Here is a 17,694-nt window from a genome sequence, read left to right as displayed (position 1 = left end):
CGAGGGTAGGTCGGTGGCGCCAGTGCCGCGGTCAAGGGCAACCGGGGTGTCAGCGTCCTTCCAGCCGGGGTCAGTACCCTAGCCGGCCGCGAAAGTAGTCGATGGTGCGCCGGAGGCCGTCTTCGGGCGCCACGGTCGGTTCGTATCCCAACAGCTCACGCGCGAGGGTGAGATCCGGGCGGCGCATCTCCGGGTCGTCCGCAGCGCGAGTGATGTAGCTCACTTCGGAGCTGCTTCCGGTCAGCGACACGATCGTCTCCGCCAGCTGCCGCATCGACATCTCGTGTTCCGTGCCGCAGTTGATCGGGCCGGTCTCGGTCGAATCGAGCAGCAGCAGGATGCCCCGCACCAGATCGTCCACGTAGCAGATCGACCGGGTCTGGTTGCCGGTGCCGTGGACGGTGATCGGCTCGCCGCGCAGCGCCTGGGAGATGAAGGTCGGGATGGCCCGGCCGTCGTCCGGCCGCATCCGCGGGCCGTACGTGTTGAAGATCCGGACGATGGCGGTGTCGGTGCCCCGGCTGCGGTGGTAGGCCATGGTGGCCGCCTCCGAGAAGCGCTTCGCCTCGTCGTAGACGCTCCGGATGCCGATCGGGTTGACGTTGCCCCAGTAGGTCTCGCGCTGCGGGTGCTCCTTCGGGTCCCCGTACGCCTCGGACGTGGAGGCCATCAGGAACCGGGCGCCGTCGGCGGTGGCCCGCTCCAGCAGCGCCAGGGTGGCGACCGAGCCGACCCGCAGGATCTCCACCGGCAGCTTCTCGAAGTCGGTGGGGCTGGCCGGGGAGGCCATGTGCAGGATCGCGTCGAACCGCTCGGCCATGGCCGGGTGGTGGGTCGGCAGCCCTTCGGAGACGTCCGCCTCGATCAGTGTGAAGGTCGGCTTCTCCAGCAGGTGGGAGATGTTGTCCTTGGAGCCGGTGACGAAGTTGTCCAGCACCACGACCGTGCACCCGCGCTCGATGAGCCGATCGACCAGGTGCGACGGCACGAAGCCGGCGCCGCCGGTGACGAGGATGCGGTGTCCGGGGCCGAAACGGGGAGCAACCTTCATGCCGGCCAGCCTACTCAAGCGAATGGGCCGGAGCCGACGGCGGCTCCGGCCCACCCGCGGTTGGTCGTCAGTGCGCGCCCGCTCCGGTGAGGGAACGAACCTCCAGTTCCGCGTACTTCTCCTCGTCGTGCTCCTTCGACAGCAGGGTGCCGATCCAGCCGCAGAGGAACCCGAACGGGATCGAGATGATGCCCGGGTTGGACAGCGGGAACCAGTGCCAGTCGTGGTCCGGGAACATGGCCGTCGGCGCCCCGGAGACCACCGGGGAGAAGAAGACCAGTACCACGGCGGCGAGCAGGCCGCCGTAGATCGCCCAGACCGCGCCGGAGGTGTTGAACCGCTTCCAGAACAGGCTGTAGAGGATCGCCGGCAGGTTGCCCGAGGCGGCCACCGCGAAGGCCAGCGCCACCAGGAAGGCCACGTTCAGGCTCTGCGCGAAGATCGACAGGACGATCGAGATCGCGCCGATCACGAGGGCGGAGATCCGGGCGACGTTCACCTCCTGCCGCTCGGACGCCTGGCCGTCCTTGACCACGTTGGCGTAGAAGTCGTGCGCCAGGCTGGACGACGAGGCCAGGGTGAGCCCGGCGACCACGGCCAGGATGGTGGCGAACGCGACCGCCGCGATGATCGCCAGCAGGGTCGCGCCGCCCAGGTCGCCGCCGAGGAACTTGATGCCCAGCGCCTCGGCGAGCTGTGGTGCCGCGGTGTTGCCGGCCTTGTCCTGCGCGGTGATCGCCTGGCCGCCCACCATCGCCGCCGCGCCGAAGCCCAGGGCCAGGGTGAGCAGGTAGAAGGTGCCGATGATGCCGATCGCCCAGAGCACGCTCTTGCGGGCCGTCTTCGCCGTCGGCACCGTGTAGAAGCGGATCAGGATGTGCGGCAGGCCGGCCGTGCCGAGCACCAGCGCGATGCCGAGCGACAGCAGGTCCATCTTGTTGTAGAAGGTCTGGGTCGCGTCGCCGGCCTTCTCGACGCCGTACCGCAGGCCTGGTTCGAGGAAGGCGTCACCCTTGCCGGAGGCGGCGGCGGCGTCGCCCAGCAGCGACGACAGGTTGAACTTGTAGTGCGCCAGCACCAGCAGGGTCATCACGATGGCGCCGCTCATGAGCAGGAACGCCTTGACGATCTGCACGTACGTGGTGCCCTTCATGCCGCCCACGGTGACGTAGATGATCATCAGGGCGCCGACCAGGATGATGGTGGCGACCTTCGCGGTGTCGGCGTCCATGCCGAGGAAGGTGGTGCCCGGCCTGATGCCGAGCAGCAGCGCGACCAGCGCTCCCGCGCCGACCATCTGGGCCAGCAGGTAGAAGATCGAGACGGTGATCGTGGAGACCGCCGCCGCCGTCCGCACCGGGCGCTGGCGCATCCGGAACGCCAACACGTCGGCCATGGTGTAGCGGCCGGAGTTGCGCAGCAGTTCGGCGACGAGCAGCAGCGCCACCAGCCAGGCGACCAGGAAGCCGATCGAGTAGAGGAAGCCGTCGTAGCCGTACAGGGCGATGATGCCGGCGATGCCGAGGAACGACGCCGCCGACATGTAGTCGCCGCCGATCGCCATGCCGTTCTGGAAACCGGAGAAGGACCGGCCGCCGGCGTAGAAGTCGGTGGCGGTCTTCGTCTGCCGGCTGGCCCAGACGGTGATCGCCAGCGTGATCGCCACGAAGACCAGGAAGAGGGTGATGGTGAGGTTGCGGGCGGTGGTGCTGCCCGCCTCAGCCGCGAGGAGTGTCGTCATGGGTCACCTCCCCGATCTCGGCGCGGATCCGGTCGGCGACCGGGTCGATCCGCCGGTCGGCGAACCGGGCGTAGAGCCACGCGATGACGAACGTCGAGACGAACTGGAGCAGGCCGAAGACCAGGGCGACGTTGACGTTCCCGAAGAGCTTCGTGCCCATGAAGCCCCGCGCGTACGCGGAGAGGATGACGTAGAGCGCGTACCACAGGAAGAACGCGACGGTCATCGGGAAGACGAAGCCGCGCAGCGCGCGCCGCAACCCGGCGAACTCGTCCGACCGCTGTACGGCGAGATACCGCTCCGCCGGGGACTCGGCCGGTGCGGACGCGGGTGTGTCCGTGGACATCTGTGGATCACCACCTTCGCAGGCGTGGGGGAGTTTCGCGCACGGTAGAGAGCACGCTCCCAACCGGGGAAGGCGCAGACCGACCCCGGTCACCCGCTGCGCCGAACGGTCGCCCCCCTGCGCCGAGTGACTCAGGTCACTCCGGTCACCGGCTGCCCAGTTCGTGATACCGGCCGCGGTAGTGGAGGAGAGGGGTGATCTCCTCGGCCAGCTCGACCGTCTCGATGGTGGCCTCGACCAGCAGCCCCCAGCCGTACTCCCGGGCGCTGTCGAGCTGGCAGCCGGCCCACGCGCCCGCGTCGGCCGGGACCGGCCCGTACGGGGTGTCGATCCAGGAGCCGATGGCGAAGAGGCCGCCAGGGGACGGGAAGAGGCCGGCGAAGCGGTCGGCGAGCTGCCGGTGCGGCGGACCCAGCGGCGCGACCGCGAACCGCCCCGCCGCCTCCGCGGCCGCCCACAGGTCGGACTCCGGGTCGATCAGCCCGAGCAGCCGGTCCGGCTCCCCCTCGGCGACCAGGGTGGACGAGACTGTCAGGCCCGCCGGCCCGGGTGCCGTCCAGAGCGTGACCGGGGCGGCGAGCCGACCCCGCAACCGGCGGGCCGGGGAACGCTGCCCGGCCGGCACGGCGAACGGGTCGGTGTGGTGGATCTCGGCACCCGGCTCAGGATTCACGTGAAACATTGTGCCGCCCCGGGCCCGCGCCCAACCGAGGAAGCGCTCGTGCAGGTCGCCGGGGTGGTCGTGACCGTTCAGCCGGGCGAGCTGCTCGCCGGCCTCGGCCATCAGCCCACCCAGATACACCAGCAACGCCGTCCGGTCGTGTCGGTACTCGACCAGCAGGGCGAGCCGGGCCGGTTGGCACGGCCAGTGGGCGCCGCACGCCCGACACCGCCACAGCGGCCGCATCGGCAGATGCCTCGGCCTCACCGCCACGCACCTTCCCGGCGGCGGTCCTCGCGCGGTCCACCCCCGGGGTGCCTGAAGATCTTGGACGAAACCGGCCCCGCCAGGGGCCATTTCCGACCAAGACCTGCTTGGTGGTCACCAGCGGCCGCCGTTCGCCCGCCAGCTCTGCGCCGGGGTGAGCCAGCCGGCTCGGCCCGGTCGCGGGAAGGCCACCGTCGGCTGGGACGCCCAGGCCGGCGCGGCGTTCGGCCGGGCCGAGGCCGCCGCCGGGGGCGGCGAGACCGCCGGGTACGGCCGGGTGGCGGCCGGGGGTGGCGGCAGGACTTTCCGGTACGCGTGCGCGGCGGCGTTCCGGCAGCGGCGGAACAGGGCGAACATCGGGTGCCTCCTCTGGTCGGACGAGGTCGCCCCGGCCGGGGGAATGGCCGGGGCGACCGGCGCAGGACCGGCCGCCGGGTCGTCGCCTCCACCAGCCGGGCCGCGTGTCTCCACCCTGGACTCGGCGGCGTCGGCAGGGGAGGATGCCAGGGCTTACTACACAGCGCGGTCACGTACTTACCGGAGAGGTAAGGATGAACATCGAGATGTGGATCCGGGCGCTCAAGGCCGCCCGGGCCGGCGCGGACGTCTCCCAGGAAGGGTTGGCAGCCCTGATCAAGTGGAGTCCGTCCACGGTCGCCGCGATCGAGACCGGCCGTCGACGGCCGACCATGGAGTTCGCTGTCGCCGCCGACCAGGCCCTCGGCACCGGCGGCCTCCTCGCCGAACTGCTCAAAGCCGCCGACCAGGAGCGTGGGCCGTCGTGGTTCGTGCCCTGGCGGGGTTACGAGCAGCAGGCGACGCGGTTGCGGGCCTTCGAGGCGTGCTTGGTGCCCGGTCTGCTCCAGACCGAGGATTACGCGAGGGCTGTCATCTCCACCGGTGGCCTCCATCCACCGGCCATGGTGGACGAACTGGTGGCTGTCCGGATGGAGCGTCAACAGTTGCTGCACCGTGACCAGCCGCCGCATTTCGTCTTCCTGCTGGACGAGACCGCCGTGCGGCGGCCGGTCGGCGGGCCGCCGGTGCTCGACGCTCAACTGGGGCGGCTACTGGAGGTGGCCGAGCTTCCGTCTGTGCGCCTGCACGTCATTCCGTTGGCCGTAGGCGAGCACGCGGGGCTCGGTGGCGGCTTCGTGCTGGCCGAGTTGCCGGACGCTGACCAGGTGCTCTACCTGGAGAATGCTGCCCGGGGCCACGTCGTCGACGACCCCGCGACGATCGGCTTGATCGAGCGGAAGTGGGATAGCCTCCTCGGCGAAGCGCTGTCCACGGGAGCCTCGCTGGATCTGATCCGGAAGTTGAAGGTGACGCCATGACCATCGCCGAGCCCTGCTGGCGCAAGTCGTCCCGTTCGACCGACTCCGGCGGCAACTGTGTCGAGGTGGCGGACAATCTGCCCGGGGTGGTGCTGGTCCGGGACAGCAAGGACTCGTCCGGCCCGACGCTCTCCTTCACCCCCGACGCCTGGCGCTCCTTCCTGGCGCTGACCCAGGCCGGCCAACGGGGTTGACACCCCGTCAACATCGGGACCGGAGGCAGACGGGCGGGCCGCCCCATCCGGGACGGCCCGCCGTGTCAACGCCTGGTCAGGAGAAGTCGACCAGGAAGTAGTAGCTCGTCGTGTCGGTCCATGCGCCGTCGGCCGTACGTCCGCGCACCTTCATGGTGTGCGAACTCACCGCGGTCGGCGTGTAGGTTGCGGTGGCCACCCCAGCGGCGTTCGCCGCCACCATCACCGGCTGGCCGTCGTTGACCGTGTACTCGAACTCCACCACTCCCGGGCTGCCCTGGATGAAGGTGAACTCGCCCGGCACGCCCACGCCGCCGGCCCACTGGCTGTTCGGGTAGGTATTCGATGACACCAGCGGCGCCGTGCCGACCAGGAAGGGATAGTCCGTCTGTGGCGTGTACTCGCCCGCCGCAGTTCGGCCCCGTACGGAGAAGATGTTCTCGCCGTTGCGATCCATGGTCACCGAGATGTCGGTCACCAGCGCGTCGGGAGTCTTTGGCACGCTCTGCCAGGCGCCTCCGTTGAGCTGGTACTCGAAGGTGGTCACCTCGCTGATCTCGGTGTAGACCCCGAACCTGCCGATCGCGCCGATCCCGCCACGAGGGGTGTACTCGTCGTAGGCGCTGCTCACGTTCACCCGCGGGTCGCGTACTCGGAAGTAGTAACGCCGCTCTGGGCTGACCGTGCCATCGGCGGTCCGGCTGGTGACCGTCAACAGGGTGTATCCCGGATGCGTCGGCGTGATCTCGATCGTTGCCTTACCGTCCGGTCCGGCGGCCACGACCTGTTCTTCGCCGCTGTACTCCAGCACGTAGCGGTACTCCACCACATCGGGGCGGCCCGGGTTGAAGGTGAACCGACCGGGCTGGCCGGGCTGGCCGGCTTCACCGTTCTCGGGGTAGTCGCTGGACGTCACCACCGGTGCGTCGCTGACATCGAACGTGTAGGTCCGCGACGGCGAGAAGGACCCGTCCAGGAAACGCGTGCGGACCGTCAGCGTATTGCTGCCGGAGCGCTCCGGCACCAGCGTCACCCGAGCCCAGCTGTACTCCGGGTCGGCGATCTGCTCGGGCCCCTCGTTGAGCCGGTAGAGGTAGACATCCACGTCCGGCATCGCGGTGTCGAAGTGGAACTCGCCGGGGATGCCGACCCCGCCCCACGCGCCGTACTCGTAGTAGGTGCTGGAGTAGACGGTCGGCTTGGTGTCGATGACGTTGAACTGGTACTGCTCGGTGTCGGAGACGGTGCCGTCGGCGCTGATGCTGCGCACGTTCAGCATGTACCAGTTCGGCTCCGTCGGCGTCCAGCGCAGCACCGCGGTACCGTCTGCTCCCGCCTCGACGCGCTGCAGGTTCTCGTAGTTGAAGGCGTACTCGTACGCCACCACGCCTGGGCGGCCGGGCCGGAAGGTGAAGCTGCCCGGTCGATCCACCACGCCGTCGTGGTCCGGGAACGCGAAGTCGGTCGACTCCACGAACGGGGTGTCGCGGACGGACACGTCCTGCGTGTGCGCGCCGACTAGCTCAGTCCCCACGTAGCTGCGCACCTGGAGTTTGACGGATCCGGCCTGCGGGAACACCACCGGGACGTCCGTGGTGCCATCGGCGTTGGCCGGGACCCTAACCTCGTCGCCGTCAGCGATCTGGTAGCCGTACTCGGTGACCCCCTCGACGTTGGTGGAGATTGCCAGCTGGCTCGGCATGCCGACACCTCCCACCGTCACCCGCACCTGCGGCGCGGTGGATCGGACGTAGAACCGGTACTCAGTCACCGGGGAGGAGTTCGAGGCGCTGTCCACAGTGCGCACGCTGAGGAACTCGACGAACGAGGTGGGCGTGTATTCCAGCGTGACGTCCGCGCCCGGTTCGGGTGCCGCGATGTAGTTGTATGTCTGGCCGAAGCGCCCCCAGTAGTAGCCAACCACGTCCGGCGATCCGTTCGCCGTGAACGTGAACGTGCCCGGAACTCCCTCACCGCCGTGCGCCTGGCCGTCATTCGGGTACTTTGCCGAGGTGACCACTGGTGCGGCCGGCGGCTGCCCGTCCACCTTCACGTAGCACGGCTCGGCCCACTTCGAATAGTCGTGGCCGTCGTAGGCACGTGCGGTCCAGGTCACCACGGTGCCGTCCGGGTACTGAGACATGTCCCAGGCGACCTTGGAGAGAGTGCGCCCGTAACTCGATCCGAACCGCTCGGACCGCTGGTCCTCATGGCCGACCGGCCACGCCGCAAACTGCCCGTTGAAACTCGAATCGTTGCTGTCCGAATCCGCACCCTGGATCATCAGGCTGTAGTTACGCGCCCCTACGGGCTGCGGGTTTTCCTTGGAACCGCAGGCCCACGAGGGGAACTCTAGCCCGATCTTGGTCACCGTCGGTGCGCGGTTTGCCACACTCTGGATCACTGGGAACGGGCGAAGCTTACGGCCGTGGGACACTTTTCCTTCGTAGCCGTGCGGCACGCGGATCTCGACGGTGAGGATCTGCTCGTCCTGGTTCGCCAGCTTCTGCAACGCGGGCATGATGTCCCACACCAGATAGCCGGGGCAGGTGGCCGTGCGGCCGGCCTGGACGGTGCCGAGAAGCTCACGTCGGCGCGGAGTGGACTCCCAGCTCGTGGTCGCCTTGATCGGATCGGTGCGCCAGAGTTCGACCGGCTGGGCCGACGCGCAGTCAGCCGCCGAACGCTCGGCGATGACCAGATCGGCCTTGTGGACGACGGCGCCACGGAAGCGCGAGATGTCGAAGGTGAAGTAGGACCGGGACTTGTGCTTGTTGCCGCTGGCATCTGTCCAGGCACCGATCGGCGCGTCTCCGGCCGGGTTGACGAACGACGTGTCCGGCAGTTGAGAGTCCGTGTAAGCCCAACCGGACCTGCCAACGTCCCGCCACTCGTAAGCCTGTGCCGGCACGGGTGTGACGCTGACCAGACCCGCGCCAAGCACTATCCCGAGTGACGCGGCCAGCAATCTTCGTGTGCGCACTTCCAAGGCACCTCCCCCGTAAAGCGATGGCCTGCTTCGGCCATCGAGGTGCCCGAGCATATCGAGACACGACGACGTATCGCGTACCTGATTTTGGGTGCCGCTGGCGGTCGACCAACCCGCGACCGTCAGCGGCGGGGCGTGACCGCCGCCAGCAGTTCCGGCTGGCGGCGGTCCAGCACGTCCCCGGCCAGGTAGGAGCCGAGCAGCGCGGCCCCCAACCCGTACGCCAGGCCGATCGGCAGGGCCAGCCAGAGCCAGAGGTCACCGAGCAGTGCCGCCGCCACCACCATCGGCACCGCCGCGGCGGTCGAGGCGATCATGGACAGCAGGGCGAGGAAGCTCTTCGCCACCCCGGCACCGGTGTTCATGGCGAACGGGTTGCTCGTCTCCGGCAGCGCGTACGCGCCGAGCACCGAGACGAACGCGTTGATCGCGAGCCCGCTGCCGTACGCGGCGAACAGCGCGCCGGCCATCACGCCCAGCCAACCCGGGTGTCGCAGCAGCGCGGCGAGGATGACCGCGACCGCCACGAGCAGCGGCACCACGTAGATCGCGAACGCGGTCATCCGGGCGCGCAGTTCCAGCCGCCCCGGCACGCCGGCCACCACGTTGGCCGCGTACGCGCTGCCGTCGAAGCCGAACTGGTTGGCCACGGTGAGCGACGCGACAACCCCGACGAAGACCAGCGAGAGGCTGACCAGCACCGGCGACGAGTCCGCGGTCAACTCGCCGAACGCCTGCCCGCCCTCCACGGCCAACCGGGCGCCGCCCACGTTGACCATCACCGGCACGAAGATGCCGACCACCGCGATGGTGATCAGGTTGGCCCGCCGCCGGGCGTCCCGCCACCAGTACCGGGCCTCCCGGGCGACCAGCGCGCCGAACCGGTCCCGCCGGGCCCAGCCGGCCGCCCGCGGGAAGAGTTGGGCGACGGCCCCGCCGACCGGGCCGCGCCGGTCCCGGGACGGCCCGGCGCTCACCGCGCCGACCATCGCCGACTCCAGCGAGCGCGACCACCAGAGCAGCAGCGCGCCGATGGCCACCACGGTGATCAGCAGCTTCAGCACCGCAGTCCAGGCCCGCCCCTCGGCCACGTCGATCCCGGCCGTCCACGGCGCCCCGAACGGGGTCCAGCCGACGATCCCGGCCGTGCCGTTCAGCTGGTCCCAGTCGGCCCGGCGGACGGCCGCGATCACCGCGATCTGCAACGGCCCGAGCAGGGCGGCCAGCACCGCGAGCAGGACGGCGGCCAGGTCGCGTACCCGGCGGGAGCGCAGCATGGTGGCGAAAGCGCTGGTCACCGCGCGGGCGGCGGCCACACAGAGCAGCAGGCCGACGATCACCCCGACCAGTTCCACCAGGGCGGCCGACCAGCCGCCCAGCGCGCCGGCGGTGATCACCAGCCCGGTGACCGCGATCAGCGTCGCCAGCACCGGGACGCTGACCAGGGCGGCCGCGAACAGGCCGGTGACCAGGGCGCGGCGGGGCAGCGGGAGCAGCGCGAACCGGGCCGGGTCCAGGGTCTCGTCCACGCCGAAGAAGGCCAGCGGCAGCAGCAGCCAGCCGAGCACCAGCAGCCCGCCGCCGAAGGCCGCGATCATGAGCGCGTACCGGGACTCGCCGGCCAGACCGGGCGCGGCCAGCAGGAAGAAGCCGCCGGCGGCGAACCAGAGCCCGATCACGACGCCCACCACGAAGAGCGCGATCCGCCAGCCCTGGCCGCGGAAGTTGTTGGCCAGCACGCGCAGCTTGAGCCGGACGAAGTGCCGGGCGGAGACCTGCCGGACCGGCTCGGCGGGCGCGGTCACCGGGACAGCCACGACAGCTCCTCGCCGGTCGCGGTCCGCCCGCCGACCACCTCCACGAAGACCTCCTCCAAGGACCGCTCGCCGCGCACCTGGTCGAGCGTGCCGACCCGCTTGATCCGCCCCTCGGCGAGGATCGCCACGTGCGAGCAGAGCCGCTCGACGACCTCCATGACGTGGCTGGAGAAGACCACCGTGCCGCCGCCGGTCACGTACCGGTGCAGGATGTCCCGGATCAGCGCCGCGGAGACCGGGTCGACCGCCTCGAACGGCTCGTCCAGCACCAGCAGCCGGGGGCCGTGCAGCAGCGCGCAGGCCAGGCCGATCTTCTTCTTCATGCCCGCCGAGTAGTCGACCACCAGGGTGCGGCCGGCGTCGCCCAGCGCCAGCACGTCCAGCAGCTCCGCCGCCCGCTGGTCGACCACCGCGGAGTCCATGCCGCGCAGCAGACCGTGGTACGCCAGCAGCTCGGCGCCGCTGAGCCGGTCGAAGAGACGTACCCCGTCGGGCATCACGCCGAGCAGGCCCTTGGCGCGGACCGGGTCCGACCACACGTCGTACCCGAGCACCCGGGCCTGGCCGGTGTCGGGCCGCAGCAGGCCGACGGCCATGGACAGGGTGGTCGTCTTGCCGGCCCCGTTCGGGCCGAGCAGCCCGTAGAACGAGCCGGCCAGCACGTCCAGGTCGACCCCGGCCACCGCGACCTTGGTGTCGAACCGCTTGGCCAGGCCACGAAGGGACAACGCGGGGTGCTGATCGCTCATGAACCAGACCGTATCCGGCCCGGACCAGGCGCCGCTCCGGCCGGAGGATGATCCCGCGTCATCCCCCAGCCGTACCTGGCGCCCTCAGGTCGCCGTCCGGACCGGGCACGGGCCGGTGCCGGCCGCGGTGCGGCAGGTGATCGGCGCCGACACGCTCGACCAGCAGAGGTGCTCCCCGTCGATCTTGTTCATCGGCTGGAAGTAGGCGCTGTACTCGGTGACCTGGTGGTTAATGGGCGACAGCCGGGCCACGCCGCCGCGCCGGGTCACGCTCGCCCGGCCGTCGGCGTCGGTGGTGGCGTAGAACATTGCCTCGCTGTGTGCGTTGTTCGGGCCCACCACCATCACCGCCAGATTCACGGTGACCCCGGCGACCGGTCTGCCGTCCCGGGTCAGCCGGGCGCTCACCGTGAGCGGGGCGGACAGGTCGTCGACCTCGACCGGCGACACCTGGAGTTGGGTGTCGGCGCAGCCTTCAAAACAGCCACTGAGCGGACCGACGAGGCCGCCGGCGAGCACCAGGGCCAGCAGCCCGGTGACTCGCCGACGGCTCGCGGTCGGCATGCCGGTCAGCACGCCCCGCCGTCGCCGGTGTTCTCCTGCTTGGCCGCGTGCTCGCCGTCGAACGGCCAGGCGGCGTACGCGAGCAGGTCGAAGATGTAGTCGTCCACGTCGTCTCCCGGGTCGAGCATGGTCACCACGCTCGGCCGACCGCCGGGCACAGTCACCCCGTTACGGGACTTTTCCGCCAGGCCGGGCCAGATCGCCAGGACGATCTCGGCGAGCGGGATGCCCCAGGTGCTGACCTCGACCGTTACCTTGCTGGGCTGGTGCAGATCGTAGCGATGGTAGTCGACGCTGTCGTACAACCCGACCAGCTTGAGGTCCTGCTTGAAGAAGTCCGGCCCGATGATCTTGTCGATACGGAGCAGCAGGTCGATGTCCATATCCAGGTGGACGCCGTCCATCGTCATGGTCGCCTGACCGAACGCTCCGTCGAAGGCCAGGAACAGGTAGCCCAACGCCTTTGGCAGCCCGAACGGTAGGTCGGTGCGGACGTTGCCCGGCCGCAGCGTCGCCGCCTGGATGTCGGTGAGGGTGAAGGTGATGTCGCTGATCCAGCTCTCCCCCACCTCGGCGTGTCCGGTGAACAACCCGCGGACCAGGCCGAAGCAGTTGAAGAACTCCAGGTCCATCTCCTTCCTCGGCACCGAGAGGTGCAGATTGCCGACCATCTGCAGTTCGTCGGTCTTCGGTACGGAGGTGATGGTGACGACCTGGGTGTCCGGCGCGAGTGCCACTGTGGTCCGGTGGCCGAGGTTGGTGATGTGCAGTTCGAGATCGTCGGGCCCGGCCTCGAAGTCGTCGGTCTTCTTCACCAGATTCGCCTCGACCTCGACGTCGATGTCGAGGCTGTCCCGCCCGTCGTTCGCCGTGTAGTCCACCGTGGGCAGGTTGTCTCCCTCGGCGTTGCCGAACCCGCGGGCGCTGAATGTCATGTCGGTGGGCACGTCGCGGAGCTGCACCCGGCCGGTGGCCGGGTCATTGCGGAAGGTGCCCGTGGCCTTGATCGACAGGTTGTCGATGACGGTCGAGTTCTTGACCCGCACCGAGGTGGGCGAGCCGACCTTGCCGCTCACCTCCAGGCCACCGGGGATCGGGTCCAGGTGGGCCAGCGCCCGGGTCGAGTCGAACTTCGGCACCTGGTCGGCCTGGGCGTGCACGTCCAGGATGCCGGCCGAGGCGACGTCCGAGTCGTACTTGATGCTGAGCGTGTCGGTGAGGGCGATCGGGCCGAGGGTGAAGTTGATCCCGGACGGCAGGTCGGTCAGGGTCGCCTCGGCCCTGATCCGGTCCGGCGGCGACGGTACGAAGACCGAGTCGTCGACGTACAGGGTCAACTTGTTCGACCGGGGCTGGTAGCCGGCGAACGAGTAGCTCCGGGTGGTCGGGTCGACGGTCACCCGGCTGGGCAGCCCCGAGACGTTGATGATCCCGGTCAACCCGAAGCACTTCCCGTCCACGCAGAACGGGCCCTGGTTGGCGCAGCCCGGCCCGACGGTGCAGCCCCGGTCAACCACCGAGGCGCCGTTGGCGTAGCGCGGCGCCCCGAGACCGTCCAGCGCGGCCACCTTGCCCAGCCAGAACTGCGTCTCCACGTCCAGCGTCGCGTCGGCGGCGTAGTTGATCACACCGCCGTTCGAGCTGAAGGTGATGGTACCCGGAATCGGCCCGAGCCGGCCCAGTGCCCCCAGCCGGACGTCCTGCGCACCGCCCGCGGCCAGCCGTACGTCGCCGTCGAGCGCGATCGTCTGGCGTTGTGCGTGGTAGCTGGCCGTGACCGACGAACCGGAATGACCGAACTCGGCGTCCTGCAGTCCGGTGATCGACGCGCTGCCGTCGATGTTGCCGTTGGCCTCGTCGTAGTGGGTGGCCAGGTGCGACCCGGCCGGTGCCAGGGCGGCCGCGTGGTTGGTCACCGCGAACGCCGCGCTGCCCAGCGAGCTGCCCTCGGCGGCCCGGAACGCGTACGCGCCGTTGCCCCAGTCCGCGTCGAACCGGGCCGGCACGCCGCGGACGTCCGCGAACGCCGACCAGGTCCGGCCCCCGTACGGCACGTGGGCCAGGAACGAGATCGCCGAGATCGGCGCCGACATGGTGGTCTCGGCGTGCCGGGCCGGCAGGTCGACCAGCGCGTCCACGGTGGCCGGCACGCCGGTCACCGACGCGGTCAGGTAACCCGTGCTGGCGTTGGTCACGGTGAGCCCGACCGAGTCCACCGCGGCCGAGTTGCGGACCGCCACCGTGGTCCGGTCGCCGATCGTGCCGTTGACGTGCATCGTGGCCGGCAGCCGGCCGATCGTGGCCCGGCCGCGTACCACCGGGAAGGTCTGGTCGGTGGTGGTCACGTCGGCGTCGAAGCGCAGGCTGCCCAGCGGTGCCGAAGCCGTGTACCGGAAGTCGATCGAGCCGCCGGCGACCTCGACCGGGCCGACCGTCATGTCCAGCTCGGCCGGCAACCCGGAGAGGCTGGCCAGGGCCCGCACGTCCGGCAGGCTGTCGACGAGCCCGGCCAGGCGCAGGTACGCCTGCAACGGCGCGGCCGGCGGCCGGTAGCCGGTGAACACCACCGTCCGCGCCCGGGTGTCCACGGCCAGGTTGCTCGGCAGTCCGGGCAGCCGGACCGTGCCGACCAGCCCGAGGCAGCGGGCGAACACCGTGCAGAAGACGCTCTCGTCCTTGGCGCAGCCGTTGCCGGTGTCGCAGCCGTTGCCGACCAGGGCCACCCCGTTGGCGAACAGCGGTGCGCCCAGCCCCGCCAGCGCACCCACCTTGCCCACCCGGACGCCGATGGTCAGCCCGAGGTGGCCGGTCGCGGTGTAGCTGAGCCGGCCGTCGGCGAAGGTGGACCGGATGGTGTTCGGCAGGCCGTCCACCCGGGCTACCGCCGAGAGTTGGGTGTCGTCCACGCCGTTCGCGGCGAGCAGCACGTCCGCGTCCACGAACACCGGGTCGCCGCCGGTGTCGGTGTCCAGCCGGAAGGTCTGCCCGCCGCCGTCGCGCGCGTACTCCACCCAGGACAGGTTGCGCACCGACACGCTGCCGTCCAGGTCGCCGGTGACCTGCCGGTAGTGCACGCCCAGGTGCAGCCCGGTCGGGGCGACCTGGCCGGCGTGGTTGGTGACCGCGAGCCGGGCCCCGCCGAGCGGCCCGGACAGGCCCCGGAACCGGTAGGTGCCCTCGGCGAAGTCGGCGTCGAACCGGGCCGGCACGCCGGTCAGGTCGGCCATCGCGGTCCAGTCCCGGCCACCGGACGGCAACCGGACCACCGCAGCCAGGCTGGTCAGCGGATCGGACTGGGTGCCGTCGAGGTGCCGGGCCGGCAGATCCAGCAGGAAGTCCATGGTGGTGGCCAGCCCGGCGGCGGCCGCCGACAGGTAGTGGTCCTGCTGCGGGCGCAACGTCTCCACGTGCGCCGGGCTGGCGAACACCTCCACCTTCTGCACCCGGCTGGTCGCCTCGTACCGCAGCCGAGGCCGGTCACCCAGGTCGTAGGAGAGGTTGATCCGCTCGGGCAGCTCGGTGACGGTGGCGAACAGGGTCGGCCCGGCGGCCGTGTTGGTGTACGCGGCGAACACCCGGTGGATCACCGAGCTGGTCTGGTACGCGACCGTGCGCGCCGCCGTGTCCACGTCCAGCGACGCGGTGGCCGGCAGGTTGGAGAGCTCCAGCCGGGCCTTGTGCAGCCCGTCCAGGTCACCGGCGGCGACGAAGGGTTGGCCGCCCGGATCGAACGTGGTGGTCAGCCGGGGATGCCCGTCGTAGTAGGCGTCGACCTGCCGCATTCCGGTGACCCGGGCGGAGACGCCCAGCGCGGTGCCGGCGGTGACCAGCGTCGCGTGGTCGCTGTCGTACGGCGCGAACGCGCCGAGGTTGCGCGAGATGGCCACGGTGCCGGAGCCGAGCGGCTGGGCGCCGTTGAACGTCACGTGGCTGGCGCCCGTGTCGGCGGTGAGGGTCACCTCGGTGGGCAGCTTGCGCAGCGAGCCCCGGCCGACCAGGCCGCCGGCCTTGTCGTACACGGCGACGTCCAGCGCGGCGAGCTGGCTGCTCGCGGTGTAGTCGAGATCGACCCCGGTGTCGGTGTTCGCCAACGCCGCGTCGAACGAGGTGGGAATCGCCTCGGCGCTGGCCTGGACCGCGTTGACCAGGCCCGCCGGCTGGTAGCCGAAGTCGGCGAAGAGCACCCGGTCGATGCCGGTGGACGCCCGATAGGCGAGGGTGGCCTTCCCGCCCGGTGGCCGGGTCAGCTCGACGGACACGCTGGTGGGCAGCTCGTCGACGACGAGCTGGGTGAACTCGTCGACGCCGTCCCGGTTGCTGAGCACCTGGACGTCCAGCTGGGTGGCCTTGTCGCTGGTCGAGTCCACCAGCACGTGCTGGTCGGTGGTGTCGCTGCCCGGATCGATCCGGGCCCGCGCCGAGAAGATCGACGGTACGGGGGAGAAGCGGGCACTCGCCACCGTCGGCTGGTACGGGTCACCCGCGCTGTCGTCGGTCACCGAGGCCAGCCCGGCGGTCACCGCGAGCGCGTCGCCGGCACCGCCCTGGAGCAGCCGGGCCTGGATGTCGTACACGCCCCGCAGCAGGGTCACCGGGTTGAAGGTGAACAGCCCCAGGGTGCCGGTCGGCAGGGTGGTGCCGCGCCGCAGCCCGTCGAAGCCGACCGAGATCCGCTGGTGGCCGGGGATGTCGTAGACGGCCCAGACGTGCGCCGGCAGCGGCTGGCCGGCCAGTTCACTGGTGGGCAGGCGGAGCGCCAGCAGGGCGACGCCGACGTTGATCAGGTCGAGCAGGGCCTCCAGCTTGTCCGCCAGTTGCGCCTGGAGATCCGCGATCAGGTCCTGCAATCGCAGCCGTTCGAGCAGCAGCTCGGGATGGAGGATGACCTGGAGCGGGTCCTTGAGCAGCTCCAGGACGACGGCGAGGCGATCCTGGGCCGCCTTGAGGGCGGACTGCACCTCGAGGAGCTGGCGCACCGCGGCGACCACGTCGCCGGGCAGCGCCACCGGCAGCAGGTCGGCCAGCACGTCCGGGGTGCCGTCGCCGGTCACGTCCACGATCGCGGGTACGGCCAGCGGCAGGGTGAGCGAGCAGGACACCGTCTTGGTGGCCGACTCCGAGCAGATCCGGTAGGTGATGCGCGGAATGCCGTCGGGCAACTGCTCGAGCAGCGCCAGCGGGTCGACCGGCAGGGGCGGCGGGATGTTTCCGCTGGCGAGGGCCGTGATCAGCGCTTCCAGCGTGACCGGCTGCGCCGGATCGACGAACTGGGCCGAGGAGACCTGGGGCTGGAGCTTGCGGGCGTCCAGGTCCGGGGTGCGGTCCGGGTGGAGCCGGCCGGCCCGGTCGAGCGTGGTGATGGCATCCGCGGCGGTGGCGTCGACCAGTTCCTGGCCCGGATGCAGCGGCAGGGTGAGCGGTGCGGGCCGGACCGGCGGGTCCGGCACGACCGGGGCCCGGTCGATGGCGACCGTCCCGGCGGCCGGATCGACCGCGGGTAGCGGGGCGATCGGCGTCAGCGCGGCGGAGGGCCCCCGGTCGACCCGCACCGAGCCGGGTGCCGGGTTGACGGGCGGCACCTGGTCGAGCTGCGGCATGATCGCGGTACGCGACGGCCCGTTCGTGTCCGAGGCCGTGCCGTCCGGCGTGGTCGGGTCGGGTTTCGCGGTTGCCGTGCTGGGCTTCGGTGCCTCCGGGCCGGGCTCCGCCCGGGCCGGATCTGGTACGGCGAGTTGGCCGGTCAACAGGGCGATAGTGGCGGCGGTGGTCAGGAACGTACGGCCGAACCTTGCGCGGCTGCGCATGAGGACGCCTCCCCCGGGTGGCGATAAATGCGACAAGCCTTTCTTGTGACATCGAAATATGTCCACTGATTAATCGGGTTTCGGACATCTCCGCCACTTGACGGCAGAAGCCCCCTGCTTCCGTGCCGTCCGCACAGCGCGTCGTCACGATGCTCCACCCGCTCAGGCCCTGGA

12 protein-coding genes are annotated in these 17,694 nt (G+C 70.5%); 2 read left to right on the top strand and 10 right to left on the bottom strand.

Annotated elements, in window-relative coordinates:
• Positions 1-70: 70 nt before the first annotated feature.
• The 5 genes from ACFYML_RS17440 to ACFYML_RS17420 all read right to left on the bottom strand — a co-directional run bounded on the left by ACFYML_RS17440 (position 71) and on the right by ACFYML_RS17420 (position 4,423).
• Positions 71-1,051 (bottom strand): UDP-glucuronic acid decarboxylase family protein, encoded by a 981-nt coding sequence (locus ACFYML_RS17440; RefSeq protein ID WP_387421576.1) that lies wholly within the window; start codon positions 1,049-1,051, stop codon positions 71-73.
• A gap of 67 nt (positions 1,052-1,118) precedes the next feature.
• Positions 1,119-2,792 (bottom strand): cation acetate symporter, encoded by a 1,674-nt coding sequence (locus tag ACFYML_RS17435; RefSeq protein ID WP_387421575.1) that lies wholly within the window; start codon positions 2,790-2,792, stop codon positions 1,119-1,121.
• Positions 2,770-3,138 carry a DUF485 domain-containing protein gene (locus ACFYML_RS17430; RefSeq protein WP_387421574.1) on the bottom strand — a complete coding sequence of 123 codons (369 nt, stop codon included), beginning with the start codon at positions 3,136-3,138 and terminating at the stop codon, positions 2,770-2,772. Before ACFYML_RS17430 ends, ACFYML_RS17435 begins: the two co-directional genes overlap by 23 nt.
• A gap of 145 nt (positions 3,139-3,283) precedes the next feature.
• Positions 3,284-4,045, bottom strand: coding sequence for a flavin reductase family protein (locus ACFYML_RS17425; protein WP_387421724.1), 762 nt, complete (start codon positions 4,043-4,045; stop codon positions 3,284-3,286).
• A gap of 135 nt (positions 4,046-4,180) precedes the next feature.
• A complete protein-coding gene (locus ACFYML_RS17420) occupies positions 4,181-4,423 on the bottom strand; it encodes a hypothetical protein (RefSeq protein WP_387421573.1) in 243 nt (80 codons plus the stop codon).
• Between the two features lie 194 nt (positions 4,424-4,617).
• Between ACFYML_RS17420 and ACFYML_RS17415 the strand changes: the two genes are divergently transcribed.
• Both ACFYML_RS17415 and ACFYML_RS17410 read left to right on the top strand, forming a co-directional pair.
• Entirely contained in the window at positions 4,618-5,403 is a 786-nt protein-coding gene (locus ACFYML_RS17415; protein WP_387421572.1) for a Scr1 family TA system antitoxin-like transcriptional regulator, read from the top strand.
• A complete protein-coding gene (locus ACFYML_RS17410) occupies positions 5,400-5,597 on the top strand; it encodes a DUF397 domain-containing protein (RefSeq protein ID WP_387421571.1) in 198 nt (65 codons plus the stop codon). The genes ACFYML_RS17415 and ACFYML_RS17410 overlap by 4 nt, the downstream gene beginning before the upstream one ends.
• 76 nt (positions 5,598-5,673) lie before the next feature.
• Here the strand turns inward: ACFYML_RS17410 and ACFYML_RS17405 are convergent, their stop codons facing one another.
• From ACFYML_RS17405 to ACFYML_RS17385, 5 genes are all read right to left on the bottom strand, one after another.
• Entirely contained in the window at positions 5,674-8,580 is a 2,907-nt protein-coding gene (locus ACFYML_RS17405; RefSeq protein WP_387421723.1) for a hypothetical protein, read from the bottom strand.
• Positions 8,581-8,708: 128 nt separating this feature from the next.
• Positions 8,709-10,403 carry an ABC transporter permease gene (locus ACFYML_RS17400; RefSeq protein WP_387421570.1) on the bottom strand — a complete coding sequence of 565 codons (1,695 nt, stop codon included), beginning with the start codon at positions 10,401-10,403 and terminating at the stop codon, positions 8,709-8,711.
• The gene (locus tag ACFYML_RS17395) at positions 10,388-11,152 is read right to left on the bottom strand and encodes an ABC transporter ATP-binding protein (RefSeq protein ID WP_387421569.1); all 765 of its coding nucleotides are present in this window, start codon (positions 11,150-11,152) and stop codon (positions 10,388-10,390) included. Before ACFYML_RS17395 ends, ACFYML_RS17400 begins: the two co-directional genes overlap by 16 nt.
• Positions 11,153-11,236: 84 nt before the next feature.
• Complete coding sequence (locus tag ACFYML_RS17390) at positions 11,237-11,716, bottom strand: hypothetical protein (protein ID WP_387421568.1); 480 nt, start codon at positions 11,714-11,716, stop codon at positions 11,237-11,239.
• A gap of 5 nt (positions 11,717-11,721) precedes the next feature.
• Complete coding sequence (locus tag ACFYML_RS17385) at positions 11,722-17,520, bottom strand: hypothetical protein (protein WP_387421567.1); 5,799 nt, start codon at positions 17,518-17,520, stop codon at positions 11,722-11,724.
• Positions 17,521-17,694 lie beyond the last annotated feature (174 nt).

Source organism: Micromonospora sp. NPDC007230, from assembly GCF_042869115.1.
Taxonomy (GTDB): domain Bacteria; phylum Actinomycetota; class Actinomycetes; order Mycobacteriales; family Micromonosporaceae; genus Micromonospora.
This window is presented reverse-complemented; position numbering and strand designations above follow the sequence as displayed.